Origin of the sequence: Burkholderia aenigmatica (assembly GCF_902499175.1) — a bacterium.
Classification (GTDB): Bacteria; Pseudomonadota; Gammaproteobacteria; order Burkholderiales; family Burkholderiaceae; genus Burkholderia; species Burkholderia aenigmatica.
Map to the genome: position 1 here is coordinate 1 of NZ_CABVQC010000054.1, position 24,900 is coordinate 24,900.

At 67.1% G+C, this 24,900-nt stretch carries 16 protein-coding genes; 7 read left to right on the top strand and 9 right to left on the bottom strand.

Annotated features, from left to right (window positions below; all coding sequences use genetic code 11):
• Window positions 1-1,243 precede the first annotated feature (1,243 nt).
• The 5 genes from BDO18943_RS30350 to BDO18943_RS30370 all read left to right on the top strand — a co-directional run bounded on the left by BDO18943_RS30350 (window position 1,244) and on the right by BDO18943_RS30370 (window position 9,375).
• Window positions 1,244-2,245 carry an FHA domain-containing protein gene (locus BDO18943_RS30350; RefSeq protein ID WP_175025180.1) on the top strand — a complete coding sequence of 334 codons (1,002 nt, stop codon included), beginning with the start codon at window positions 1,244-1,246 and terminating at the stop codon, window positions 2,243-2,245.
• The gene (locus BDO18943_RS30355; RefSeq protein WP_175025181.1) at window positions 2,242-6,285 is read left to right on the top strand and encodes a TOMM system kinase/cyclase fusion protein; all 4,044 of its coding nucleotides are present in this window, start codon (window positions 2,242-2,244) and stop codon (window positions 6,283-6,285) included. The genes BDO18943_RS30350 and BDO18943_RS30355 overlap by 4 nt, the downstream gene beginning before the upstream one ends.
• A gap of 33 nt (window positions 6,286-6,318) precedes the next feature.
• A complete protein-coding gene (locus BDO18943_RS30360) occupies window positions 6,319-6,663 on the top strand; it encodes a BMA_0021/BMA_0022 family TOMM bacteriocin (protein ID WP_043179516.1) in 345 nt (114 codons plus the stop codon).
• Window positions 6,664-6,679: 16 nt separating this feature from the next.
• A complete protein-coding gene (locus tag BDO18943_RS30365) occupies window positions 6,680-7,042 on the top strand; it encodes a BMA_0021/BMA_0022 family TOMM bacteriocin (protein WP_043179514.1) in 363 nt (120 codons plus the stop codon).
• A gap of 95 nt (window positions 7,043-7,137) precedes the next feature.
• Window positions 7,138-9,375, top strand: a complete 2,238-nt coding sequence (locus tag BDO18943_RS30370) for a TOMM precursor leader peptide-binding protein (protein WP_175025182.1) — start codon at window positions 7,138-7,140, stop codon at window positions 9,373-9,375.
• A 134-nt stretch (window positions 9,376-9,509) separates the two neighbouring features.
• Here BDO18943_RS30370 and BDO18943_RS30375 read toward each other — a convergent pair whose 3' ends face one another.
• From BDO18943_RS30375 to BDO18943_RS30395, 5 genes are read right to left on the bottom strand one after another with little or no spacing between them, the layout of a single operon-like run.
• Window positions 9,510-13,130, bottom strand: a complete 3,621-nt coding sequence (locus BDO18943_RS30375; RefSeq protein WP_175025183.1) for a hypothetical protein — start codon at window positions 13,128-13,130, stop codon at window positions 9,510-9,512.
• Window positions 13,131-13,165: 35 nt separating this feature from the next.
• The gene (locus BDO18943_RS30380; RefSeq protein ID WP_175025184.1) at window positions 13,166-14,026 is read right to left on the bottom strand and encodes a hypothetical protein; all 861 of its coding nucleotides are present in this window, start codon (window positions 14,024-14,026) and stop codon (window positions 13,166-13,168) included.
• Window positions 14,023-15,018, bottom strand: a complete 996-nt coding sequence (locus BDO18943_RS30385) for a hypothetical protein (RefSeq protein WP_175025185.1) — start codon at window positions 15,016-15,018, stop codon at window positions 14,023-14,025. Before BDO18943_RS30385 ends, BDO18943_RS30380 begins: the two co-directional genes overlap by 4 nt.
• Window positions 15,019-15,046: 28 nt before the next feature.
• Window positions 15,047-16,702: a hypothetical protein gene (locus tag BDO18943_RS30390; protein WP_175025186.1), complete on the bottom strand. Its 1,656-nt coding sequence runs from the start codon at window positions 16,700-16,702 to the stop codon at window positions 15,047-15,049.
• A 31-nt stretch (window positions 16,703-16,733) separates the two neighbouring features.
• Complete coding sequence (locus tag BDO18943_RS30395; RefSeq protein WP_175025187.1) at window positions 16,734-19,019, bottom strand: hypothetical protein; 2,286 nt, start codon at window positions 19,017-19,019, stop codon at window positions 16,734-16,736.
• A 459-nt stretch (window positions 19,020-19,478) separates the two neighbouring features.
• Here BDO18943_RS30395 and BDO18943_RS30400 point away from each other — a divergent pair, with 459 nt between their 5' ends.
• Window positions 19,479-19,691 carry a hypothetical protein gene (locus BDO18943_RS30400; protein ID WP_175025188.1) on the top strand — a complete coding sequence of 71 codons (213 nt, stop codon included), beginning with the start codon at window positions 19,479-19,481 and terminating at the stop codon, window positions 19,689-19,691.
• A gap of 77 nt (window positions 19,692-19,768) precedes the next feature.
• On the opposite strand, the gene BDO18943_RS30405 is transcribed toward BDO18943_RS30400, so the two are convergent.
• The 3 genes from BDO18943_RS30405 to BDO18943_RS30415 form a co-directional block, all read right to left on the bottom strand.
• Window positions 19,769-20,194 carry an NUDIX hydrolase gene (locus tag BDO18943_RS30405; protein ID WP_175025189.1) on the bottom strand — a complete coding sequence of 142 codons (426 nt, stop codon included), beginning with the start codon at window positions 20,192-20,194 and terminating at the stop codon, window positions 19,769-19,771.
• Window positions 20,195-20,541: 347 nt separating this feature from the next.
• A complete protein-coding gene (locus BDO18943_RS30410; RefSeq protein ID WP_175025190.1) occupies window positions 20,542-21,930 on the bottom strand; it encodes a nucleobase:cation symporter-2 family protein in 1,389 nt (462 codons plus the stop codon).
• A gap of 150 nt (window positions 21,931-22,080) precedes the next feature.
• Window positions 22,081-23,037, bottom strand: coding sequence for a LysR family transcriptional regulator (locus BDO18943_RS30415; RefSeq protein ID WP_175025191.1), 957 nt, complete (start codon window positions 23,035-23,037; stop codon window positions 22,081-22,083).
• A gap of 103 nt (window positions 23,038-23,140) precedes the next feature.
• On the opposite strand from BDO18943_RS30415, the gene BDO18943_RS30420 reads away from it, so the two are divergent.
• Window positions 23,141-23,878 carry an SDR family oxidoreductase gene (locus BDO18943_RS30420; protein ID WP_175025192.1) on the top strand — a complete coding sequence of 246 codons (738 nt, stop codon included), beginning with the start codon at window positions 23,141-23,143 and terminating at the stop codon, window positions 23,876-23,878.
• Window positions 23,879-23,886: 8 nt separating this feature from the next.
• Here BDO18943_RS30420 and BDO18943_RS30425 read toward each other — a convergent pair whose 3' ends face one another.
• Window positions 23,887-24,864, bottom strand: a complete 978-nt coding sequence (locus BDO18943_RS30425; RefSeq protein ID WP_175025193.1) for a LysR family transcriptional regulator — start codon at window positions 24,862-24,864, stop codon at window positions 23,887-23,889.
• Between the last annotated feature and the right edge of the window lie 36 nt (window positions 24,865-24,900).

A 24,900-nucleotide genomic window follows, 5' to 3' on the forward strand; every position in this document is an offset into this window, starting at 1 on the left:
GCTCCAATGCAAACCAAAGTAGACGTTGGAGGCAGGCGATTCATTTACGTTCAATCAAGAATCGAACGCTACACTAGTGGCAAAACTTTACATAATTGACTCTCTCGTCAGACCGCATGCGAGCATCATCGCGGCTTACAGGGCGAGTCCCGAACGCAACCGAGCCCGTGAGGGCAACTTTTGGGGAATTTTGGCGGGAAACTGCTCGGCGTCCCTTTGCCATCAGGGCATTGCGGTCGATATTGGATTGCCGCTGAGCCCAATATGGGTAGGATTGTGGGTAGGAGACTATCCGCAACTGCGGGAGTCTTACCTGGCGCGTCTCTGCGAGTGATAGTTGTAGTCGGCTGCCTTCCGCCACAACGGTTTTCCGCGATGCGCGCCCCGGGTGGCGTGCCGTGTATTGCGCGTTCGACGTGGCCGACTCGTGCGCGAGCACGCGACCTGCCATGTCGAAGTCAATTCCTCCGTCGATTCTTTTCGACGCGGCGCGATGCCGCCGGTCGTGACAGGGACATCCTTCCCTCCCGAGTAGCAGGTGCGAAATTCTTCAAATTCGCATTCCGAAGTAAATGGCGGCGTGAATTGCCGCGGGCCTGGTTTGGACAGCAGGATTTCAGCGATTGCATAATAAATGGGCTTGATTGTGCATTGCGGAAATTTTCCGGTTTACATCAACTTGATCGATGATCCGCGCATCGAATCCGAATGCCTGGATAAGTGAATAAGTGAATTAACGTGGCGATTAAAACGCTGGCGCGATTGTGTGATTTACAGAAATTATCAATCTGATTGCTGAGCGTATTTCGATTGGGAATGTTTTGTGACATCGGCTTTACAAATCCGATGCATCATCCGGCTGGACGGCAGTCTGGCGGCGCGTGAGCCCCGATGCGCCGCGTGCAACGAGATTTTCGACCTCCTGATTTTTCCCTCGAAATCTGTCGAAAATGTAAGGCGATTACAAACCGAAATCGCGGACTGATTATTTCGGTTGCTGTGTGTGACTTTATTTGGCAGGATTTTCATCTGGTTGCTCGGTTCAAAAACAACAAAGCGGTCGACAATTCAATTAACCGAAATGACACGCTTCCGGAAGAGCAACGGTTTGACAGACGGATGACAAAAACAGGTGGCGAGGCGGCGAACAGGCGACATCGTTCGCAATTGGTGAATCAATCGCTTGCCCGGCAGTGTCGATGCGTCACTGCATCGATCCGGGCGAATCCGACGCGGGGCGGTCATGGCGATACTCAAGAACGGTTCTTCCGGAGAAGCGTGCCTGCTCCGCGCATATCACGTGTTCGGTCGCGATGCCGCGCGCTGCGACACGGTCATCCGGGATGCGTCGGTGTCTCGCGTCCACGCCCATGTCCGCTGGAGCGGCGGGCAGTGGGAACTCCACGATCACAGCAGCAACGGCACGTTGGTTTCGGGCGTTCCGTTGCGCGACGGCGAGCATGCGGTGCTGCAACCCGGCGACGTGATCCGGTTCGGCCGGGCCGGTCTCGCACCCTGGCATGTCGATGCGCTCGACGATCCGGCCGATACGCTGTGGCCGATACGAGGCGCGGCGCCGCCGATCGTGCTCGCGCCGAGCCAGATCCTGCCGGCCCGCGCCGCACGGCCGGTCACGATCGTCCGGTCGGCGGCCGGTGAATGGCTGTGCGACGACGCGCTTCCACCTCGCACGCTCCACGACGGCGACGAAGTGTCGACCGGCGACTTCACGTGGCGCGTGGCGCTCGTGAGCAGAGGCTCGACGATGATGCTTGCCGTGCCGGCCGATCCGGCCACGCCGGCGCAACTGCTCGAATTCTTCGTCAGCCGTAACGAAGAGCACGTGCGCATGCTGCTGCACGTTCGCGGCGGCGTGGTCGACCTCGGCGAGCGGGCCCATCACTACAGCCTCGTCACGCTCGCTCGCGCACGCTCGGCCGACATGCAAGCCGGTTACGACGCCGCCTCGCAGGGCTGGATCGACCTCGGGCGGCTGGCGCACATGCTCGGCATCGATCCATCCCATGTCAACGTGCAGATCCACCGCGCCCGGAGCCAGTTCGCGGCGCTGCCGGGGCTCGACGCGAGCCTGCTCGTCGAGCGCCGGCGCGGCAGCGTCCGCTTCGGCGATTGGCCGTTCCGCGTGATGCGCGGCGAGCATCTCGAATGCCAGTCGGTGCCGGGCGTCGAGCTGCGGATCGGCGCGCATCGTCCGGCGCCGGGCCAGGTCGTCCATTACTCGTGAACGCGGACGAGCCAGCCGTGATGCCGACCGTGTCCCGCGCCCCCGTCGTGCCGGGAATGCCTGAATCGTGGCAGCCCGCCGCGCCTTTCGCGGCGCTGGCCGGCAAGTGGCATTACCGGCTCGGCGCGCTGCTCGGCGAAGGCGGCAACGGCGTAGTGTTTCGCGCGACCTGCGGCGAAACAGGGCAAGCGGTCGCGATCAAGCTGATGCGCGACGACGCCGGGCGGACCGCGGCGGAGCGCGCGCGCCAGCGTGCGCGCTTTCGGCGCGAGACGAGCCTGTGCGAAGCGCTGCGGCACCCGAACATCGTGGCGCTGCTGGACCAGGGGGAAGCGCCGGACGGGCGGCTGTTCGCGGTATTCGAGCTGGTGCAGGGCCGGACCCTGCGCGACCGGCTCGCGGCGGAAGGGCCGCTGTCGGCGGTCGACACGGGGCGGCTGATGACGGAGGTGCTCGACGCGCTCGCGGCCGCGCATCGGCGCGGCATCGTGCATCGGGATCTGAAGCCGCAGAACATCGTGATCACGATGGCCGATGACGGCCCGCACGCGAAGCTCCTCGATTTCGGTATTGGTGCGCTGTTGCCCGGCACGCAAGACATCGCGCGCCAGACCGCGACGTTGGAGACCGAGGTGCTCGGCTCCCCGTCATATTGCGCCCCGGAGCAATTGCGCAACGAGTTGCCCACGCCGCGTAGCGACCTGTATGCGTGGGGCCTGGTCGTGATCGAATGCCTGACGGGCGACGTCGTGATGCACGGCGCAAGCGTGGCCGACATTCTCTATCAGCAGCTCAGCCCGGTGGATGTCGCGCTCCCGCCTTCGATCGCGTCGCATCCGCTCGGTTCGGTATTGCGGCGCGCGCTGAACAAGAATCCGGAGCAACGCGCCGCGTCGGCCGACGAACTCGCGGCGCAGTTCCGCGCGCTCAACTTCGCGGCGCTCGTCGGCCGGTTCGAGGCCAGCCGCGCAAGCCGGCGGGTGCATCAGCACCCGTTCGCACCGCGCAGCGAGACGATCGAAGCGGCCGACGAGTACCGGCAGGTCACCACGCTGTGCTGCTGCGTGACGATCGCCGGGGAGGGCAGGCAACGCCATGCGGGGCCCGATCACGGCGATTTGCTCGACGGTTACGAGGAGCAATGGCTGACGAAGTGCGCCGACATCGCCGTCGGCTATGGCGCGCACGCCGGCGGACGGCTCGGCGACACGCTGTTGTTCCACTTCGGCTTGCAGGGCGACATCGACCGGCCCGAGCGCCGCGCGGCGCGCGCGGCGCTCGACATGGTACGGGTGGCCGAGCGCGCGCGGCTGCCGGTGCCGGTGACTGCCGGCGGCATCGGCGGCGGCGAAGGCTGGCGTGTCGAAGTGGCCGCCGCGATTCACGTCGGGCAGGTGCTCGCGCACGCATCGCACATGTCGGGCGTCTCGACGTCCGCCGCGGCGTCGCGATTGCTGAGGCTGGCCGGACCCGGGCAGATCCTGATCAGCGACGATGCGCGGCTCGCGCTCGAACGGCATGCGGACCATCGGCCGACCGCGATGCGGTTGACGCGCGCCGGCCTGGTGCCGCAGCCGGTTCACGAATTGCTCGGCGAGCGGCGCGCCGATACGCCGTTCGATGCGCTCGACACCGGCATGCGGGCGCCGATGGTCGGCCGCGCACGTGAACTCGACGCGCTGTTGCGCGCATGGCAGGAGACGCTCGCACGGTATCGCCGCGCGATGCGAGGCGAGCCGGCATCGCACGGCATGCCGCGGCTGGTCGTCGGCGACGCCGGCATCGGCAAGTCGCGCCTCGTGCACGAACTGTGCGAGGCCGTGCGGGGCCAGGGCCACGCGTTCGCCCATTGCGGGTGCCTGCCCGAGCGCGAGAATCATGCGCTGTTTCCGATCCTGAGGTTCATCGGCGCGCACTGGCATATCGATGCCGACAGCCAGGCCGGCGGCGCGCTCGCGGCGATCGACGCGATGATCGCGCCGCTCGAATGCGATCATGCGGCGGCCCGCGCCGCGCTCGCGACCTGGCTGGGGGTGCCCTGCGATGTACAGGGGTTCCTGTGGTCGAGCGCGCGTGAACAGCACGCGCTGTTCGACGTCCTCGAGCAGCTGATCGTGTCGCTCGGCAACGGCGCGCCGGTGTTGCTCGTCGTCGAGGACGTCCAGTGGCTCGACCGCTCGACCGAGGATTTTCTCGCGCACCTGCAGCGCTCGCCGCGCGCCGCGGCGCTCGCCGTCGTGTTCACGTCGCGCCCCGCCAGGCTGGAGCGCTGGCGCGGCGCGACCGAACGCCTGGTGCTGCGCCGCCTGCCGCGCGACGACGCGCAGCGCCTGATGTCCGCGCATCTCGGGCGAGGTGCGTTCGATCCGGCCTGGCTCGACCAGCTGGCCCACCGCACGGCGGGCATCCCGCTGTTCATCGAGGCCGTCGCCCGCGAGCTGATGGCGAGCGGCGCCGACGGCTCGCTCGCGGGGCTGCGGGCAGCGGATCCTTATCCGCTTCCGCTCAGCCTGGGCGGCATGCTCGGGCTCGCGTTCGACCGGATCGACGACGCGCGCGACACCGCGCAGCTCGCCGCGACCATCGGGCTCGAGGTGGATGCGCAACTGCTCGCCGACGCGTCGCCACATGATCGGGCCACGCTCGACGCGCACCTGCGGCTGCTGCTCGAAGAGCGGATCGTGTATGCGCAGCACCGGCGCGATCGGGTGTTCTATGCATTCCGCCACGCGTTGATTCGCGATGCGGCCTATGAATCGATGCCGCTCGCGGTGCGGCGGGGCAACCATGCGCGGGTCGGCCGTGCGCTGATCGCGGAAGCCGATCGCGGTGCCGGTGCGCACACGTTCGGTGTCGCCGGGCACTTCTCGCGTGCGGGGGCCCTGACCGACGCAATCGCCCACGGCATCGACGCGTCGCGTCGCGCGCTCGCATGCTCGCGGTACGACGATGCGATCCGCTATGGGCAGTGCGTGTTCGACTGGCTTGGCAACGCCGACTACGCGCAACGCGAACATGACAGCGCGCGCATCCGTGCGACGTTGACGCACGCGACGATGGCGCGGTTCGGCTGGGCGGATCCGCAGGTGCGCGAGCATGCGGAGCAGCTGTTGCGACAAATGCAGACGCTCGACGACCCGGAGCTCGAGATCAGCGCGCTATGGACCTTGTCGACCTACTACCACGTCGCGGGCGATCGTCCCACCGTGCGCGGGATCGGCGTGCGGCTCGATGCGCTCGCGAGCGAGCGCGGCGACGCCGGGGTTCAGGTCGCGGCGGATGCGATGCGCGGCATGAGTCTGTGGGTCGACGGCCACTATGCGCGCGCCCGCGCCGCGTTCGACGCGGTGCTGGCAGGTTACGACGTGCGGCGCGACGCGGACCACCGGCGCATCCTCGGGCTCGACACGCGCGCGTGGACGATGGCGGCGCTGGCCAGCGTGCGCTGGTGCATGGACGACGATCCACAGGCCGCGCTCGCGTTGGCGCGCGACGCGGTGTATAGCGCGACCTGCCTCGACCATTTGCCGACGCTCGGCGTCACGATGATGTACCTCGCGCGCACCTACCAGCTCGCGGGCGATCGCGATGCGGCGCTCGCGCTGTCGGAAGCGATCCTGCGCCTGTCGGAGGTCCACCGGTTACGCGCGGTCGGGCACTACGCGGCGATCATTCGCGCGTGGGCGCAAGGGGATCGTGCGGGTGTCGTCGCGCATCTCGATGCGCAGCGGCAGTCGGGCGGACTGCTCGGGCTGACCTATTACGCGTCGCTGCTTGCCGAACTGGATGCCGCGCGCGGCGATTACGGCGCTGCGCTCGCCCGGATCGAACAATGCCTCGCATCGTGCGAGTCGACCGGGGAGCGCTATTACGAAGCGCAATTGCTGCTGAAGAAGTGCGAGTACTTGCGCCTGGCCGATCCGCGATGCGGCGGCGTGGCCGCGCTGGACGCGTGCCGGCGCGCAGTTGAAATTGCAACAACGGCGGGCATGGGCCGCATCGCCCGGTTCGCCGGAGCGCTGTTGCAGTCGTTGCCGTAAGTGGTTCCATTCGTCAATCAGGAGAACAGAGAGATGAGCAAGGATCTTCGATTACCGACGTACGAACAGTTTCTCGAATACCGTGCCACCGTCATCCGGGCGATTGCGCTGGCGTGGCATTCGCCGGCGTTTCTCGACGAACTCGAGGCCGATCCGATCAAGGCGCTGCGCGAGCATTTCGACTATCACTTCCCGTTCCGGCTCGACCTGAAGGTGCAGCCCAAATCGTCGGTGTGGACGCCGACCGTCAACGGCGACTGGACGGCCGGCCGTAGAAACAAGCTCACGCTGTACTTGCCGCCCGCGCCGGCGGACGAAGCGCAATTCGCGCAGGCGCTGGCCGCCTACAACGCGAACCACATCACCATCATGGAATGACCTCGGGGAAACCGACATGGCAAACAACAACGCCAATCCGACGCTCGAATCGATGCTGGAGTTCCAGAAGGTCTACCTGCGCGCCATCGCGCTCTCATGGCGGGACCCGGAATTCAAGGGCGAGCTGCTGGAGAAGCCGCTGGAGACGCTCGCGAAATACTTCGGTTACCAGTGTCCGTGGATCGTCGACATCGAGGTCGTCAAGACGCCCGGGGGGCATGGCTGGACGAACCACGGCAACGGCAGCGGGAGCTGGAACCTGCCGCGCAACGTGATGACGGTCGGCATACCGGAGCAGCCCGCGATCCTGGACGAGGAGGCCGTCGCACTCGCGGCCTATTGCGACGCCGGGCCGAGCTACCTGTTCACCTGCTGCTGACGCGGCGCGGCTGCGCCGTGTGCCGTCGCGCGGCCCCGAGGCAGGCGCCCCGGGGTCGCGCGACGCTCGTTTACCATGCCGCATGGAACCCCACGATGCTCGATGACCTTTCGCGCGTGTTGCGCTTCAAACCGCATTTGCTCGTGCTCGATGCGGGGCCCGAGACCCTGTTCGTCGTCGACGAATTCAAGCGCGTGATGCTGTCCGGCGCGATCTTCGTGCAAATCGCGGCCTGCTTGCGGGCGCGGATGACGATCGCCGAGATCGTGACGTCGCTCGCCGGTGCGTTCGGCGAATGGGACGTGCTCGCGCGTCTCGATCAACTGGTGCGTCGCGGGTACGTGCGCGCCGACGCGCCGCACGACGACGATGCGGCACGCGGCTTCTTCGAGCGCGCCGGGCTCGACGGCGACGCGGCCTGCACGCACGTCGCGCAATTGCGCGTCGCGGTCGAGCGGTTCGGCGCCGACGATACGGCGCTCAAGCGTGCGCTCGACATGGCCGGCATCGACGTCGTGACGGATGCCGGGCTGACCGTCGCGATCGCCGATACGCACGACCGCGACGATCTCGCCGCGTGTGCCGCCCGCGTTGCGGCGCGCGGCGGGGCGTTGCTCATCGTGGCGGCCGGCGGCGTGCAGACGCTGATCGGGCCGTTGCTGGCCGGCAGCGGCGCGCTGGCCGACGCGCCGTGCATCGAATGCGTGCGCTACTGGATTCGCATCAACCGGCCGGTCGAAGCGCTGCTCGCGCGCCGTCATGGCAACGACGCGACGCGTCTGCCCCAGGCCGCGTCGCGTGCCGCGGCGTCTGCCGCGGCGGCGCTCGTGGCGGCGACGGTCGAGCAGATTGCCGTCAATCCCGCGGCATCGGAACGGGCGCAGACCCATCTCGTGGCGCAGCGCATCGACACGCTGGCCGCCGAGCGGCACCGCGTGCTGAGGCGCCCGCAATGCCCATGCTGCGGCAATCCCGCGTGGATGCGCGAACAGGCGGCGCGGGCGCCGCGCCTGACCAATGATGCGCCGCTGGCGCGCGCCGACGGCGGCTATCGCACCGCCGATCCGCAACAGGTGTTTGCGCGTCATGCCCACCTGATATCGCCGGTCAGCGGCGCGATCGCGTATCTGCATCCGATGCCGAAGCGGCACGCGGGCCTGCGCAAGGTCTACGCATCGGGCTTTCTCGTGTGCCCGGCCGCGGTGCCGGGCAGCAACCGGTTCGACAGGATCTGCTCCGGCAAGGGCCGTACCGACGAGCAGGCCCGGGCGAGCGCGCTATGCGAGGCGCTCGAGCGATTCAGCAGCGTGTATCAAGGCGACGAGGCGACGCTGACGGGAAGCATGGAAAGCCTGCTCGCCGATCCGGCGTGCGACGCCGCCCCGATCCACGTGAACGACCTTCAGCAGTTCAGCGACCGGCAATTCGACACGCGCGAGGCGATCAACGCGTTGACCCGCGATGTGCGCAAGCAGGTGCCGCCGCGCTTTACGGCGCGCGACGTCATCGACTGGACGCCGGCCTGGTCGCTCGTGACCGGCCGGCGCCATCTCGTGCCGCTGAGCTACTGCTATGCGGAAACGCCCGACAGTGCGCAGCCGGCGGCCGCCTGCGTGCACAACCCCAACGGCTGCGCGGCGGGATCGAGCGTCGACGAGGCGATCCTGCAGGGCATGCTCGAATTGATCGAGCGCGATGCGGTCGCGATCTGGTGGTACAACCGGATTCCGCGCCCGGGCATTGAACTCGCGAGTTTCGAGGATCCGTATTTCGATGCGCTCGTGCGTGAGTACGCGACGTTCGGATGGCGTTTATGGGCACTCGACATCACCGCCGATCTCGGCGTGCCGACCGTGGCCGCGCTGGCGGAAAACCCGCAGGACGGGCGCTTCTCGATCGGCTTCGGCTGCCATCCGGACGGCCATATCGCGGTGCAGCGGGCGCTGACCGAAGTGAACCAGTTGCTCGATGTCGCGGCGGATGCCCCGCACCCGTGGGATCGCGACAAGCTTTCGGATACCGGATTCCTGTATCCGGCGACGGATGTGCGTTGCACGGCGCGCTCGACGTGGCAGCCGATCGACGCCGCGTCGTTGCCGGCGGCGATCGCGGATGGCGTCGGACGCATCGCGGCGGCCGGCATGGATGTGCTCATCGTCGACAAGACGCGGCCCGACATCGGTTTGTCCGTGGTGCAGGTGATCGCGCCGGGGCTGTGCCATTTCTGGCCGCGTTTCGGCGCGCCACGGCTCTATTCGGTTCCCGTTCGGCTGGGTTGGCGCGGGCAGCCGTGCCGTGAGCCGGAATTGAACGAGGCGCTGCTGTTTCTTTGATGCGCCGATCGCCGCGAGCGGGCGGCCCGGCACCGCCGCGACCGCGGTCGTACGGCGGCGCTCGGCCCGCTTGCCCGAGTGCCGCCGCACGGTGTCGCGTCAATGCCGGCCGGTGCCGCGACGATCGACCGGCGTCACGCCAGCGCCTGGGCGGGAAGGCGCTTCGCGACGGCCTCGTCGGACTTCAGCGACGCGGCCAGATGCAGCGCGGTCGTCGTCATGCCGCCCAGGCCGACGATGACGAGCAACGCGAGGAGCGAGATGCCCTCGGTCGAGGCGACCACCGCCTTGACGCCCAGGAAGCGGAACACCTGGCTGGTGATCGTGTCGACGAACAGTTCCGCCGCCTCGACGCCATCCAGTTCCTCGCCGCTCTTCACGGCCCACACGATCCCCAGGGCCAGCCGCGCGCAGCCCCACAGGTTGACGGTGACCTGATCCACTTCCGCGGGGATCTTGTATTTCTTGCCGGCGATCTTGAGCGCCCCGGCCCGTCCATAGCCCACGACGGTGTTCAACAGCCACAGCAGGTTGTTGAGCCCCTTGGCGTCGTTGCACGAAAAGCCGCCCGCATCGCTCGCGATCATCCACGGCACGCTGAAGAATGCGGAGCCGAAGCCCATGAACAGCGAGCCGGTGCCGATCGCCTCGACCTCGACCTCTTCGGTTTGCAACGCGATCTCGATGGTGTCGAGAATGGTCGCGGCAAAGATGCAGACCGACGCCGACACGCCGAAGAAGATCGAGATGGCCGATTTCTGCTCGGCGCTGACCATCAGCGACACTTCGGACTTCGGTGCGATCCCGCTCTGCTCGGCCAGCCACTGCGCGGTGAACGACGACTTGAAGCGGGTCACGCTCGCGGCGTCGGGGAACGGCGCTTCATGTTTCACCAGCTTGTACAGCAACGTGCCGGGAATCGCGACGATCGTCGAGAACAGGTCGCACACCTTGAAGCTCAGCGACGAGCCGGTGATCAGCTTGTAAAGCTGCGACACGAACGGGATTTCCCATTCCGTGTTGAACAGCGCCTTGATCGCGCCGATCACGTCGCCGACCAGGTCGAGAATCGTCAGGACCAGCCCCTTGGCCGCGCTCAGTGCAAACTGGGTGACGGCTTCCATCACCTTGACGGTGCCGGCGAACAGCAGGTCGAGCACGCGATCGGGGGTGCGGCCGATTTGCTCGAAGTACGTGGCGGCGTCGTGGAACGCGTTCTTGCCCTGACCGAACTCGAAGTTGTCGGCGACGTCCTTCAGCTTCTCGCACAGGTCCTGGAGCGGATCGGCGGCGAGGGCCAGCGCATCGCCGCGCGCCAGCACGCGGGTCGATTTGTAGTTGTCCGAAAACGCGTTGAGCAGCACGTTGTGGCTGGTCGATTCGTCGATGCGCGGGTCGGGGCGATCGACGTCGTCCGCGTACTGGCCGATCGCGAGCTTCGGATCCAGTTGCGCGAGGAACGTGTTGACGGCCTTGTCGATCTCCGTCTGCAGGTGATCGAAACCGGCCGCCACCTGGCCTTTCACGGCATCGACCGCCAGGAGCAGATAGTCGAAGGTCGCGTCGAACGTATGGCGGGTCGCCTCCGCCGACCGCTTGATGTCGCCCCATGCGAAGAAGAAGGCCAGCCACTCGTACAGTTCCTTGAAGAACACCTTGATCTTGTTCCAGATGCCCTCGACGATGTCGAACGCCTGCTGGAAGAGCTTGATGGTCTTGTCGATCAGGTACGTCACGCCGTCGATGAGGAAATTGAAGACGACCTTGATCTCGTTCACGAGGCGCGTGACCGGATCGACGATGGTCGTCACGACGAATTCCTTCAGGCCGTCGACGATGCGGCCGACGCCGTTCTTGATCGCGTTCCAGATATCGCCCCAGTCGATGCCGAGGAAGCCGGCGTTCGCCAGGGTTGCATCGCCGGACGACGCCAGCGTGCGGGAGCGCAGCAGGTACGCGCCGGCCTGGTCCGCGGTCAGGTCGTCGTAGTGCACGCCGGTATCGGTGAACGACACCCGCCAGTGCTGCGCGGGGACGTCCTCCGGCACGAGCGCGAACGGATCGGCGGTGCCGCGCACCGTATGCCGCAGCCCGACGACGGAGCGGTTGGCGCCGAGGTAACGCCGGCTCCGGGCCGCCGCGTTCGCCGGCATGCCGAACGACATCGACTGCCGCATGATCTTCGCCATGTTCTCGGCGTTGTCGCGGGTCCGGAATTCCCCGGTCAGCAGGTAGGCGCCGGAGGCGGTCTTCGCGTTCCAGACGGCATCGGCGTCGACCGCGTGCATCTTCTCCTGCAATGCGCCGTTCGGCTCCACGGTGACGCCTTCGCCCGGCTGCATGTACTGCGTGCGGACGTGGTAGCTCGGGCTCGCGAGGCTGTTGGTGAAGCGCTCGATCACCACCTTGCCGCCGCCGCCCGACAGCACCGGGATCGTGTAGTCGGGGCTGGCCTGGTAGTACAGGCCGTTGATGCGCAGCGGTACCATCGACGCGGCATCGATCTGGACCTGCGCATTGACGGCCAGCTGACCCGCGTCGTCGAGCACCGTGATTTCCGTTGCATGGGTCGGCACCGACGTCATCTCGCCCGAGCCCTGCAGGCGGATTTCCTCGTTGGTCCACTGGGTCGTCTTCGGATCCTGCCAGAAGCGATACAGCTTGCTGTCCGACGACACGGAATACGCTTCCGAGTAGCCGGCGGCATTGCGGCCGACGGTGAATTTCGTGTTGGGCACCGGGTTGCCGAGTTCGAACAGGCTCGACCAGCTCACCTTGTTGAGCCCGCTGCTGATCTGCCGCGTATGGTAGAGCCGCTGATCCTTGCCGATCGCGAAGATCTCGAGCAATCCGCCGGCGTTGATGACCGCCCGCAGCGACGTCACCGGGGCCGCGTTGCTGACCAGCACCCAGTCGTCGAACTGGATGCCGGACGTGCTGTACTTCTTCTCGCGCTTTTGCCAGATGCCGAAGTCGGTATCGACGATGAAGATGTTCAGGCGCTTTTCCTGATCGGACACGACGGCGAGGTCGATCGCCTTCTTGTAGCCGAGCGTCGTGAAGTAGGAGAACCGGAAGTCGCTCTGAGCGAACAGCACGGCGTTGTCCGGGCCGATGGCGAACAGCGACTGCTGCACCGGATCGTTCGCGCACATCGCGATGCGCTTGACGGTGGCGTTCTCCGTGCTGTCCTGGCTCTTGCGGATCGGCACCCAGTCGGTCGACCCCCAGGTGCCGTCCTTCCTCAGGTAGCTGCTGCCGACTTCGTCGTTGTCGAGCACGACGTTGACGTAGACGTTGCCGAAATTCCGGGTTGACAGCATCTGCTTGAGCGGGCGCTTGGCGCCGGCGGGCTGGCAGTCGGCCTGCGCGTAGCGGCCGTCCTTCCATTGGCTGAGCGTCAGCTTGCCGTTGGTGCCGATGCCCAGGAGGTTGGGGTTGTCGTAATCGTCGCTGCGCGCGAGGTAGGGGCTGACCTGGCTGGCGGTGACGCCCAGGTCGGCTTCGGCCCAGCCGGTGTCCGACTGGTTGTCCGCGCGGATCCGGTAGACCTTTTGCGCGGTACCGGACGAATAGATATCGAGGCGTCCGGCGGAATTGAGGAACGTCGAGATGTCACTCGCGCCGGTGACCGGGCGGACGATCTCGTAGCTTTCCATCAGACGGGTGCTGACCTGCAGGCCCGATTTCGGATCGGGTGCGTTGCCGTAGAGCGAAGCGGACAGGGACGGCGGGACGGTATGAACGCCAGGCATGGAATCTCTCCAGTTGAAGGGGTGGGCGGTGACGGCTAGGGCGTGTCGCGCGTGAGCGTGCGCGCCGTTTGCAACAGGGGCGCGGTCCAGAGCCAGCGCCGGTCGGTGGACGAGAAGACGGTGGCGTGCGCGCCGGCATGGGGAGCGAGCATGCCGGCCAGCTGCGCGGCGGCGGGTGCGAAACCGGCCACGCCGCGCCGTGCGCCGCGGCGCAGCGCATGCACCAGTTCCCACAGGTCGGGGTAGAACGCAGTCAGCCGTGCGCGATGCGCGGGGTTCTCCGCGACGAACGCGATGGCGTCGAGCACGGTGTCGCGCGCCGCGCGGCAGGCTGCGTGGCCGGCGCAGCCAAGCGAGGTCAGCGCCGTCGCGACGTTCGCGTTCACGCACGCATCCACCGGATTGGGCGCCGCACGGCGGTCGAGCCAGGTCCGGCATGCCCCTTGTGCAACCCAGGGATCGACGGACTCCGGACGGTAGTGCAGCCGCCACGGATGCAGCGCGCGGTCCAGCGCGTCGACGGCCTGGGCCGCGCTGCGTCGCCCGAACCGGGCGAGCAGCGTCAGCGCGAGCGCGGTGTCGTCGGCGTCCGCGGGCAGATCGACGCCCAGCCAGGACGGCATGCGGTCGGGCGGGTAGAAATGAAACGCGCCCGCGCAGGTCCGCGATGCGCAGTGCTCGAGGAAGTCGAGGCCGCGGGCGATGGCGCGATCGGCCGTGCCGGCCGGCAGGCGCGCCAGCTCGTCGAGGACCAGCGCCGTGACGAACGCATTCTCGTCCGCGTAATGGCGGTCGCCGACGGTCACGCTCGACGGGAACGCGCCGCTCGGCCGTTGCGCGGCGATGAGCGCGTCGAACGATGCGCCGGCGACGCGGGCGGGCAGCGTGGCGCTCATGACAGCGTCTCGGGCTGGTCCGGCGTCAACCCGATGGCCACGGTCGCGGGCTGGTCCGACGCCACGACGATGCCGAACATCCCGTGCCGTGTCACGAACCCGCTCGCGTCGGCCAGCGGTTCGCTCAGCGCGCGATAGAAGTGCGTGTTCCATCCGCGGGCGGCGGCGACACGGAGCACCGTTTCGCGGATGCGTCCGTCGCCGCCGAACAGGTCGTTGGCGACCGCGTACAGCGTGAAGGTCGACGTGCCGTCCGGGCCGGCGCCGATGCTGACGCCGAAGTCGGCCGCCGGCAGCGTGGCCTCGATGGCGCTGCAGCAGGCATCCTGCAGCAGACCGAGGACTTCGTCGGCGCGGTGCGCGAGTCGCGCCGACGCCATCAGCAGCGGCACATCCGCGCGGAACAGCCGGCGCGTGCGGAGATAGAGCTCGGCCCGCCGGCCCGCGGGCTGCCAGCCGGCCATGACGGGCCACGCGCCGCGCCGGACGATGCCGGACAGGTCGCCGAGATGGCGGGTGGCCCAGGCCAGCGCGTGCTCGGCGCCGCGCTCGGGTACTTCCGCATAGAGCTTGAAGCGGGGCTTGCCGTCGCCGTGCCGGCCGCCGATCCACGCGCCGTACGCGAGCGCCGCGTTGCCCTGGAAGGACGCGATCGCCGCGAGATCCGCCGGTTCGATCGATTCGTCCGATAGCGCGGCGATGGCCGCGGCCGCGCGGCTCAATCGGCGTGCAGGCGGAATGTCGGGGCCGGCGGGCTCGACGGTGTAGCGCAGTTCCGGGCGGCCGAACGCGATGGAGATTTCCACCGGAAAGCCGCTGCGTCCCAGCTTGCTGTCGTTCCAGGCTGCGGGTTCCGCCGGCGAACGGTCGCGCAGCAGGTGGCGCAGCGCGGCGTCCGGCGCGGGTGCTGCGACCTGGCGTGCCGGCGTCCCGTACGAGGACGCCAGCGCCAGCGCGCGCTGCACTGCCGGGTGGAGTTCGGCCATGGCCATGGTGGGCGTTCGTGCGTGAAGGCCGCGGTCAGGATACGGTCGGCGGCAGCGACAGATTCGGGTTGTCGCTGGCCGTCGGCGCCTTGTGCAGCGGCGATGTGCCGTCGGCCGGATAGTAGGTCGCCGACCACCGGAACGTCGGGCCGTAGGTTCCCGACGGCGGCAGGTAGGCCCACCACGCATCGCCGCTGTTGCGGTCGAAGGCGATGGTTTGTTCGTTCTCCCGTTTCGCATCGCTGCCGGTCCACAAGGTCGCTTCCACGCGGACGTAGCGCCCCCAGGAGACCGATTGGGCGGACACCTGGACCGTCGCGATCTTGATCTCCGGCCCCGCGGGCGTCATCTCGAATGGTGACCGGGTTGGCACGATCTGCTTCGTCTTGCCGCCGCCCTCGGGCGTTGCCATACCCGAGAAAAATAGCGCGACCCGCTCCGGGTCGACCGCGGCGACACGCGTTTCCCAGGTGGGTGCGCTCGGGGTGAGGCTGATCGGCAGCAAGGTGGTCTGGAGCTGCCAGCCGGAACCGACTTCCCGCGTCTGGGCCGACGTGAGCGTGATCGCGCTGTAGAGCGGCGGCGTGGTCATCATGCCGGGCGCGAAGACACGCACGAGCCGCGTGCTGAGCGGATAGGGCACCTCGAAGCGGCCCTGCGGCACCGCCTCGCCCGCGAGGTTCGTCGACCCGCTGGACAGCGCATAGGTCAGGCCGGCGACCAGCGGCTGCGCACGATCGTAGTCCTGGCCGGGGCGCAGCAACAACGACCGCTGCACGCGCGACAGCTCGGCGGTCTTGGGTTTGCTGTCGTACTGCCAGGACAGCGTCACGGTCTGGACCACGTCGAAGTCGATCTCGTCGCTGGCCAGCAGGATGCGGCCGACATCGTCGAGTACGATCGATTGCGCGCCGTCGCTCGAGCGGGCGGGCGCCGTCCACGCCGGCGTGCCGTCGGTATAGGTGACCGTCCAGTCGTAGACGAACCACGTCTGTTTCGGCGGTGCGAATGGCAGCGAAAGCGTCACGCTCGGCTGCGTCTTGCCGAGTGTGGCAGTCCTGACCACGCCGTCGTAGCCGGTCACGCACAGCGCGACGGCGGCGACCGCGAACGCGTCGAAATCGGCCGCGACGATCGAGAAGCTGACCTCGGCCGGCGGCGCGGGGATGACGGCGACGCCCTGCGTGGCGACGCCCGTGCCGGAGCGCCGGGTGCCGTCCGTCATCGTGTAGTCGGCGGTCCATTCGACGATGCCGGGACTGGGCAACGCGAAGCACCACGCATACGGCCGCTCGCGGGAGAACGTGTGGGACTTCCCGCCGACGGTGACCCGAACCGAGGCGACGGCGCTCCAGTCGAGCGTGTCGAGCAGCGCCATGACGGAGACGGGCTCGACCGGTCCGCCGATGGTGGCCTCGGTGCCGGTGAAGGCGACCGGGGGGCGCACGACCTGTTCGCTGGCCTCGTAATCGAGCACCGAGGAATAGAACGCCTGCCCGGTGTCGGCCGCGGTCACGTCGACCTGCCACGTGCGCTGTGGCGTGTCGGCGTCGAGGACGAGCGTCGTTTGCCGGTAGGCGTCGTTGACCGGATCCTTGAACTCGAGCAGCAGCGTCGCACGCCGCGGGGCGGGAGGTGACGCGGAGCCGGATTCGGTCGCCAGGTTGACGGTGTAGGTGAGGGTCGTCATGGTCGTGCGCCTCGGTCGGTCAGGATGGCGGTCAGGCCAGGTCGGTCTCGTCGGCCTCGTCGGTCTCGGCGAGGTCGCGCGTCATGACGTCGCTTGCCGGCAGCGGTACCGAGTAGACCGGCTTCGTCCCGCCTTTCGCGTCGTGGGGCAGGATCAGTATGTTGCTGTCGTAATTGCCCGCCGGGCCGGGGACGCCGCGTTCGCTCCCGACTTCGAAGTAGGTCAACGCGTAGTGGAATTCCGTCGTCGCATCGACTTCGCGCGAGAAGGTGTAGTAGTAGGGCGACGGGAAGACCGTGGTGCCGTTCGGGAGGGTCACGGGGTTGAATTTCTGGGAATCGATGTCGGTCTTGCCGTATTTCGACGTGCGGTACACATCGACCGTGACCTGGACATACGCCTTCCAGTCGACCAGTGACGGATCGAAGGTCACGGTGAAGGGCAATTCGACCGGGAACAGGTTCAACGAGAATGCCGGCTGGTTGCCGTAACGCACCTTGCGGACCGCCACGGTTTTGCGCGTGTTGTTCTGGTCGCGGTAATAGACCGTGCCGTCGACCTGAACGGTCGAGGTGTTTCGCTGGACGTTCTGATATGCCCAGGTGCTCGTGTAGGTTTCTTCGATCTTCAAGTTGGTGAAGTTGTGCGTCTGGTGGTCCGGGCTGTCCGGCTGGTCCGTGTAGTCGGTCGACAGCGAGATGCCGGTGATGGCCGGCCGCGCAATACTGCCCCCCGGGATCGTGTCGTTCGTGACGTTGACCGTGAAGTAGGCGGGGCCGATCATGCTGTAGACGGTCTGGGTCTTGCTGTTCACCACCGGGTACGCCGACTGCGGCTGGTTGACGATGATGTTGCCGTTCGTCAGCACGTAGGTGACGGTGTAGGTATAGGCCGCGCCACTCGGCTGATAGCTGTGGCTCCTGAATTGCACGGCCTCGCGGTTCTTGATGACCTTGCGTTGATCGACGTACAGCTTGCCGTCGGCGGTCGGCAGGTACGTGAAGTCGATCAGCACGAAGTCGACCTCGTTCTTCGGGTTTTCCGACGCGAACGCGATGTTCGAGCAGATGAACTCGGCTTGCTGGTAGCCGAGGTCGGTGTTGGAGATCTGAAGCTGGTTGCTGCTGCTCTTGAGCTTCGGCGACGTGAAGCCATCGCCGCTTTCGGGCTCGACCTGGTACCAGTACGTGTATTCCGAAACGAATTTCTTGCCGGCGTCGAAGAAGCCGTTGGAATGGTAGGACCACGTATTGGCGCTGGTGGCCGTGAATGCGTTGGATTCCGCCTGACCCTTGCCCGGATAATCGATGGTCACGGTGACCTTCTTGATGCCCGCGCTCTTCAGGTCGGCCGACATCGTCACGGCCACGTCCAGCGTGCGGTTATCGACCGTCTTGTCCAGCCGGCTCCAGACATTCTTGTCGAAGGTCGGCAGGAAGCCCTGCGGCATGATCGTCCAGTCGATGACCTCGTTTTCCTCGTAGACGCGCGTGAACGAGCCGATGGAGTTGATGCTGAAATCGTCGGCCGCGCTCGCGCCGAGGCGGCGCGCGACGTCGTCCGCGGCTGCCTGGACCAGCCCCTCGAGCGTCGTGAACGCCCAGTCGTGGACGCGTTGCCGGAACTCGTCCGACGGCTGCACCGACCAATCGAGTTTGACCTTGCCGGAATCCGACTTCTGCATGTATTCGCGGATCGTCGTGCGCCGCCCGGTCTCGCTGCCCCAGACGTTGCGGTCGATCTGGACCGTCTTCTGGTAGCTGGCGGCGATGGCGCAGTCGTAGGTCACGGTGGCCTTGACGGCCGGCAACTGGCTCAGCGTCGTGGCGACGTACTGGATCGACCAGGTCGACAGGCCGACGCCCGTGTCGAAGATGTCGCGGATCGTCTTGACGTCGGCGGCGGTTTTCAGGTCGATGATGAACGTCGCCGCGTTGCTGCCGAAGTTGGACGGCGTCACGTTGATCTGCGTGTCCGGCTGGCCGGACGGGAGCGTGAGCGTCAGGAAAGCCTGGGCGTCGTTCCACGTGAACTGGCCGAATTCGATGCCCTGGCCCAGGGCGTTCTTCACGGCCTGGTAGGCCTCCTGGTCGATCACGAGCTCGGCCGTGAACGTCACCGTGCCGGCCGAGCCGCTGTTCGTCCTGAACTCGGTCAGCGAGAAAGCGGGGAGCGTGATGCCGTCGACGGTCTGGGTGGCCAGCTGGGGCTTCGGCACGATATACCAGAGATTGGTGTTCTTGAAATCGCGATAGACAGTGACGCTCTTCTTGTCGTTGTCGTACTTGATGACTCGGGAGTCCTGAATGTTGATCATTTCCATCTCCGGTTGAGAACGTGCGGTGTGTTATATCGGGGCCGGCAGGGATTCGCGCGCGGTGTGGCGCGAATCCCCGCCTCGGATCGGAGGCCGGGTTAAGGTGCCGATTTTCTGAATTGCCCTGTTCCGGACAGGTGCCGGGTTGATGCGCAAAGCTCGCGGATCCTTCGGGGCGATCGAGCGGGTTGCATCGGCGCGCCGAATGTACAGGTGGAAATTAGGCAGTTTGGAGGGGCGGTTCAATTACACTCGATTACGCCTGGGGCGACAGCGTGAAATCGATCGGCGGACAGGCGCGGCGCGCGGGCCGGAGGCGGGCGGCCGCGGCCGGGAAAACTTGATCGGTGAAAGCCCTGAAGCGCCGTGAATTGTTTCCCGGCTATAGTGGGTGCGCTGGCGGCAGGCGTGGAGCTTTTTACCGATGCCGGCCAAGGAATGACTGTAGACGGGTGCTGTATGAAAAACAAAACCGACAAGACCACCGGACCGATCTGGGGCGTGGCGGCAGGATTGCTTCTTGCTGTCGCCGGATTGAGTCTCGGCATTTTCCCCGAAGCCCTGCGCCATTCGGGAGGCGCAAACGACTTCATGGCGTCCGGCGCCGCGATGCTGGGCATCTTCCTCGTCGTCTATTCCACACGCGAACTACGCAGAAAGCGCGCGCACTGAGCGCCCGCGCGTCCGCCGATCCACGAAAAACGACTTGAGCCGGCCGCCGGCTCAGGCGTGCACTCGTCCGTCGCGCGCTACGCCTTGGTGATTTCGTGTTGATAAACGAGTTCGACGATTCGCTTCGTCGGAATGCTTGCGCGCAATCCGTCGACGCTGTCGATCGGAAACCACTTGCATTTCTCGATCTCGTTGTTCGCCTGCGGCGTCTGGTCCGGGGCGACTTCCGCGAAGAACACGTGATGGATCTTGGCGAGCCCGGTGAACTGCATCGAGTACACGAGAGGCTGGCCGGTCATGCCGGTTTCTTCGCACAACTCGCGATGTGCGGCTTCGAGCGGCGTTTCCCCGCGCTTGATCGTGCCGCCAGGAAGGGCCCAGCGCGACGCCGCGCGGGCGACGAGCAGGACGTGTTCGCCGCGGTAGCAGACGATGGTCGCGCGTTCCTTGACCGGGACGGCGCTCGTTTCGGGGGCGGTGTTGGGGGCGGGGGCTTGGGGCATGCCGTGATTCTAACCAGCACGAATCGATCGGCCAAGGCGACCTGACCGGGTTTGACCTTTGAGCGCCGACGGCACGTTCCCGGACGAGCCGGACGACGCGGTCGTCAATCGGGTGAACGTCAACATCACGGCCACGCGGCTGCTGCTCAAGCGCCTGGTGCCGCGATTTCTGCAATCGGTTTTGAGCGTGATGCGCCGCCGCGTGCAGCCGGGGCAATGGGGGGAGGCGGAATCGACCAGTTGGCGAAGCGCCGATCGCGTTGCCGGAACCGGCAACCGCGGGGGCTGGCTGGTACGACACGCGGTGCGGCCCGTCAGGCGCACCGCGCGTCGCGCGGTTCATGCGCTTACTTCTTTTCCGGCAGGAACCAGTTCATCACGAGCGCGCAGATGCCGCCCGTTGCCACACCCGATTCCAGCACGTTCTTCAGCGCGTGCGGCAGGCTGTTGAGGATGTCCGGCACCTGCGACACGCCGAGGCCGAGCGCGAGCGACACCGCGATGATCAGCAGTGCGCGACGATCGAGATGGACGCCCGCGAGGATGTTGATGCCCGATGCGGCCACCGCGCCGAACATCACCATCGCCGCGCCGCCGAGCACGGGCTCCGGCACGGCCTGCAGCACGCCGGCGACGACCGGGAACAGGCCGAGCACCACGAGCATCCCCGCGATCCAGATGCCGACGTAGCGGCTCGCGACGCCGGTGATCTGGATCACGCCGTTGTTCTGCGCGAACACGGAGCTCGGGAACGTATTGAACACGCCGGCCAGCAGCGAGTTCGCGCCGTTGACGAGCACGCCGCCCTTGATCCGTTGCATCCACACCGGGCCTTCGACCGGCTCGTTCGAGATCTTGCTGGTGGCTGTGACGTCGCCGATCGCTTCGAGCGACGTGACGAGGTAGATGATCAGCATCGGCACGAACAGCGACCACGAGAAGCCGATGCCGAAGTGCAGCGGCGTCGGGACCTGGAACAGCGCGGCCTGGTGCATGCCGGTGAAGTCGAGGCGGCCGAGGAACGCGGCCGCGAGATAGCCGATGACGAGCGCGATGACCAGCGCGGTGCTGCGCACCCACACGATCGGCACGCGGTTCAGCAGGATGATCGTGCCGAGCACGAGGCCCGATAGCGTCAGGTTCTCCGCGCTTGCGAACGTGCCCTTGGCCATCGCGCCATAGCCGCCGCCCATGCTGATGAGGCCGACCTTGATCAGCGTGAGGCCGATCAGCAGCACGACGATGCCGGTGACGAGCGGCGTGATCAGGCGCTTCACGAACGGCAGGATGCGCGACACGCCCATCTCGACGAACGACCCGGCAATCACGACGCCGAAGATCGCGGCCATCACGGTTTCGACCGGCGTGCCTTGCTTGACCATCAGGCTGCCGCCGGCGATCAGCGGGCCGACGAAGTTGAAGCTGGTGCCCTGGACGATCAGCAGGCCGGCGCCCAGCGGGCCGAAGCGCTTGCACTGGACGAAGGTGGCGATGCCGGAAATGACCAGCGACATCGACACGATAAGGGTCGTATCCCGGCTGGACACGCCGAGCGCCTGGCAGATCAGCAGGCCGGGCGTGACGATCGGCACGATGATCGCCAGCAGGTGCTGCAGCGCGGCGACGAAGGCGACCATCGGCGCCGGCCGGTCGTTCGGGCCGTAGACGAGGTCGCGGGCCGAATCGGCGGCGTCGGCGCCGTGGGCGGCGGGTTGGGCGGGGGAGGCGGGTTGCATGGCGAGCGGGCCGGACAAGGTGGAAAGTGCGGCATTTTAGCCGAACGGCCCGCCGCCGCCGTCAGGGGCGCTGCAATAGCGGGGATTCGACGAATCGGGAAAACGGTGGCGGATCGGCACCCGGGCGGCCGTGAACGCAGCGTCCGTCCGTCAGCGGGCCTGCCGCGACGCGGGCGCGGTCGGGGTGGTGGTCGGGGCGGTGGTCGTCCGGAACCCGGGTAGCTCGGGAATCCGCCGCTCCATGAACTGCAGGAACGTGCGGGTCCGGAGCGGCAGATAGCGGCGCGACGCGTACACGAGGTGCAGTTCGTGCGGCGGCACCATGCCCCACTTCGGCAGCAACCGCACGAGCCGCCCGCTCTCGATCAGGTCCTGAACGAGCCACGCGGGCCCGCTGCCTACCGCGTTTCCCGCCAGGAAGCACTCCCGCAGCGCCATCGAGCTGTTCACGCGATACCGGCCGTGTACTGGAACGACGACCTGCTCGTCGCCGCGGGCGAAGGTCAGTTCGTTGCCGATGTCCGCGCGTGCGTAGCCGACATATTCGTGCCTGGCCAGGTCTTCCGGCCGGCGGAGTTTCGGCGCCTGCGACACGTACCCCGGCGTGGCGACCAGCAGGCGCGGCGACGACGCGATGTGGCGCGCCACGGCATCCGGCGGCAGCAGGTGGCCGAGGCGAATGGCGACATCGACGCCTTCTTCGACCAGGTCGATCACGCGGTCGGTCAATTGCAGCTCGACCTCGATCTCCGGCCACGCGGCGAGGAATTCGAGCACGAGCGCGTTCAGCCTCAGCTCGCCCAGCCCGAGCGGCACGTTGACGACCAGCTTGCCGACCGGCCGCACCGTTTGCCCGCGCACCTCGGCGACCGCGCTCGCATATTCGTCGATTACGCGCTTGCAGCGATCGTAGAACCGGCGCCCTTCGTCGGTGGGCGCGAGGCTCGTGGTCGAGCGTTCGAGGAGGCGAACGCCCAGTTCCTGTTCGAACGCGGCGACGATCTTGCTGATCGTCGGCTGGCCGGTGCCTTCCTCGCGCGCGACCGCCGAGAAATTGCCGAGTTCGATCGCGCGGACGAACACGCGCATGGCTCGCAGCGAATCCATCTTATTCCTTTATGGCATGAAGCTTATTCAAGTCTCCCACGTTCCTGCGCAACAGGGAATGGCCTAACGTTCGTGAACCTTCAACCCCTGATGAGGAGTCGACATGAACGAGGCAACGCAATCTTCTGCACTGGACGGTGCGCACGTCGTGGTATTCGGCGGGAGCTCCGGAATCGGCCTCGAGGCGGCGGCCGCCGCGAAGGCGAACGGCGCGAGCGTCACGCTGGTCGGCCGGACCCGCGCGAAGCTCGAGGCTGCCGCGCAAGCGATCGGCGGCGCGCGCATCGCAGTGGCCGACATCGCGGACCGGCATGCGGTGCAGGCCGTCTTCGACGCGATCGCGCGCGTCGATCACCTGGTCATTACCGCCGGCCGCTTCATTGCCGGCAAGCTGAACGAGACCGATCCCGATCACTTGCTCGTCGCGCTGCAGGAGCGGATCGCCGGGCCGGTCTACGCGATCCGGGCCGCGTTGCCGCTGATGCCCGCCACCGGCTCGATCGTGCTGACCGGCGGGCAACTGTCGGATCGTCCGGCCGCACACGGCACGTCCGTCATTGCCGCCGCCGTGCGCGGCGTCGAGGCGCTGGCGCAGTCGCTCGCGCTCGAATTGAAGCCGATTCGCGTGAACGTCGTCGCGCCCGGCTTCGTCGAAACGCCGCTGTATGACGCGTTCGGCACGGAAGCGCGCGATACGATCCTCGCGGGCGCGGCATCGGCGCTGCCCGGTGGCCGTGTGGGGCGTGCCGATGAAGTGGGGGAAGCGATTGCGTTCCTGCTCGGCAACGGCTTCATGAATGGCGAGATCCTGCACATCGACGGCGGCGGCAGGCTCGTTTGAGCTGTGCGTCAGCCTGCCGCGCGCGTGCCGGTGCGACGCACCGGTGGGCGCGGCGCGCGGCCATCCGGATACGCGCGCTGGCAGACGGCGATGATCGCATCGCGCAGGCGGCGATGTACCGGGTCGCCGTGCATGCGCGGATGCCACAGCGCGGAAACGAGAATTTCGGGCAGGTGCTCCGGGATCTCGAAGCTGCGCAGCCCGAGGGCCTCCGTGAGCCCCGGCGAGAACGCGTTGCCGAGACTCGAGCGCGGCACGAGCGCGATCAGGTCGGTGCTGGCCGCGACCCGCATCGCATCGGGGTAGCCCGGTACGACGACCTGCACGGTGTGGCCCGGGCGGGCCCTGTCGGTCGAGTCGTCGGCCGGCCCGCCGAAATCGCCGAGCTGCGACGCGATCACGTGACGGCAGGCCGCATAGCGTGCGGGCTTGATCCTGCCCGACGCGAACAGCGGATGCCCGGCGCGCGCCACCGCGACGTGCCAGTCGTGAAACAGCATGCGCGTGTGCAGCTCGGGGGCATCGTCGCCGCGCTTGCCGATTTCCAGGTCGACGGTGCCGTCGCGCAGCGCTTGCGGATCGCGGTCGGGCTTCGGGACGAAGCGGATGCGCACCTGCGGTGCGATTTCGCCGAGTGCGGCGACCACCGGGCCGGACAGCATTTCCATGAACGATGCGGCCGCGCGGAGGGTGAACGTGGATGCGTGCGTCGCGATGTCCACGTCGGCCGTCGCCGGCCGCAGCACCGCACGCGCATCGCTTGCGATGGCATGCACGCGGTCGCGCAACGCGGCCGCGTGTGGCGTCGGCACGAGCTTGCGCCCGGCGCGCACGAGCAACGGATCGCCGGTGGCGATCCGCAGCCGCGTGAGCGTGCGGCTCATCGCGGACGTGCTCAGGCCAAGCCGGCGTGCGGCACCGGTCACGCTGCCTTCCGACAGCAGCACGTCGAGCGCCGTGACGAGATTCAGGTCGATGGCTTCCATGCCGACAGGATACGCCACCGTGCGATTTGACACGGC

Coding starts and splice junctions, on each gene's coding strand:
- BDO18943_RS30350 (WP_175025180.1), top strand. CDS start 1,244: ATGGCGATACTCAAGAACGGTTCTTCCGGAGAAGCGTGCCTGCTCCGC.
- BDO18943_RS30360 (WP_043179516.1), top strand. CDS start 6,319: ATGAGCAAGGATCTTCGATTACCGACGTACGAACAGTTTCTCGAATAC.
- BDO18943_RS30365 (WP_043179514.1), top strand. CDS start 6,680: ATGGCAAACAACAACGCCAATCCGACGCTCGAATCGATGCTGGAGTTC.
- BDO18943_RS30370 (WP_175025182.1), top strand. CDS start 7,138: ATGCTCGATGACCTTTCGCGCGTGTTGCGCTTCAAACCGCATTTGCTC.
- BDO18943_RS30375 (WP_175025183.1), bottom strand. CDS start 13,130: ATGCCTGGCGTTCATACCGTCCCGCCGTCCCTGTCCGCTTCGCTCTAC.
- BDO18943_RS30380 (WP_175025184.1), bottom strand. CDS start 14,026: ATGAGCGCCACGCTGCCCGCCCGCGTCGCCGGCGCATCGTTCGACGCG.
- BDO18943_RS30385 (WP_175025185.1), bottom strand. CDS start 15,018: ATGGCCATGGCCGAACTCCACCCGGCAGTGCAGCGCGCGCTGGCGCTG.
- BDO18943_RS30390 (WP_175025186.1), bottom strand. CDS start 16,702: ATGACGACCCTCACCTACACCGTCAACCTGGCGACCGAATCCGGCTCC.
- BDO18943_RS30395 (WP_175025187.1), bottom strand. CDS start 19,019: ATGATCAACATTCAGGACTCCCGAGTCATCAAGTACGACAACGACAAG.
- BDO18943_RS30400 (WP_175025188.1), top strand. CDS start 19,479: ATGAAAAACAAAACCGACAAGACCACCGGACCGATCTGGGGCGTGGCG.
- BDO18943_RS30405 (WP_175025189.1), bottom strand. CDS start 20,194: ATGCCCCAAGCCCCCGCCCCCAACACCGCCCCCGAAACGAGCGCCGTC.
- BDO18943_RS30410 (WP_175025190.1), bottom strand. CDS start 21,930: ATGCAACCCGCCTCCCCCGCCCAACCCGCCGCCCACGGCGCCGACGCC.
- BDO18943_RS30415 (WP_175025191.1), bottom strand. CDS start 23,037: ATGGATTCGCTGCGAGCCATGCGCGTGTTCGTCCGCGCGATCGAACTC.
- BDO18943_RS30420 (WP_175025192.1), top strand. CDS start 23,141: ATGAACGAGGCAACGCAATCTTCTGCACTGGACGGTGCGCACGTCGTG.
- BDO18943_RS30425 (WP_175025193.1), bottom strand. CDS start 24,864: ATGGAAGCCATCGACCTGAATCTCGTCACGGCGCTCGACGTGCTGCTG.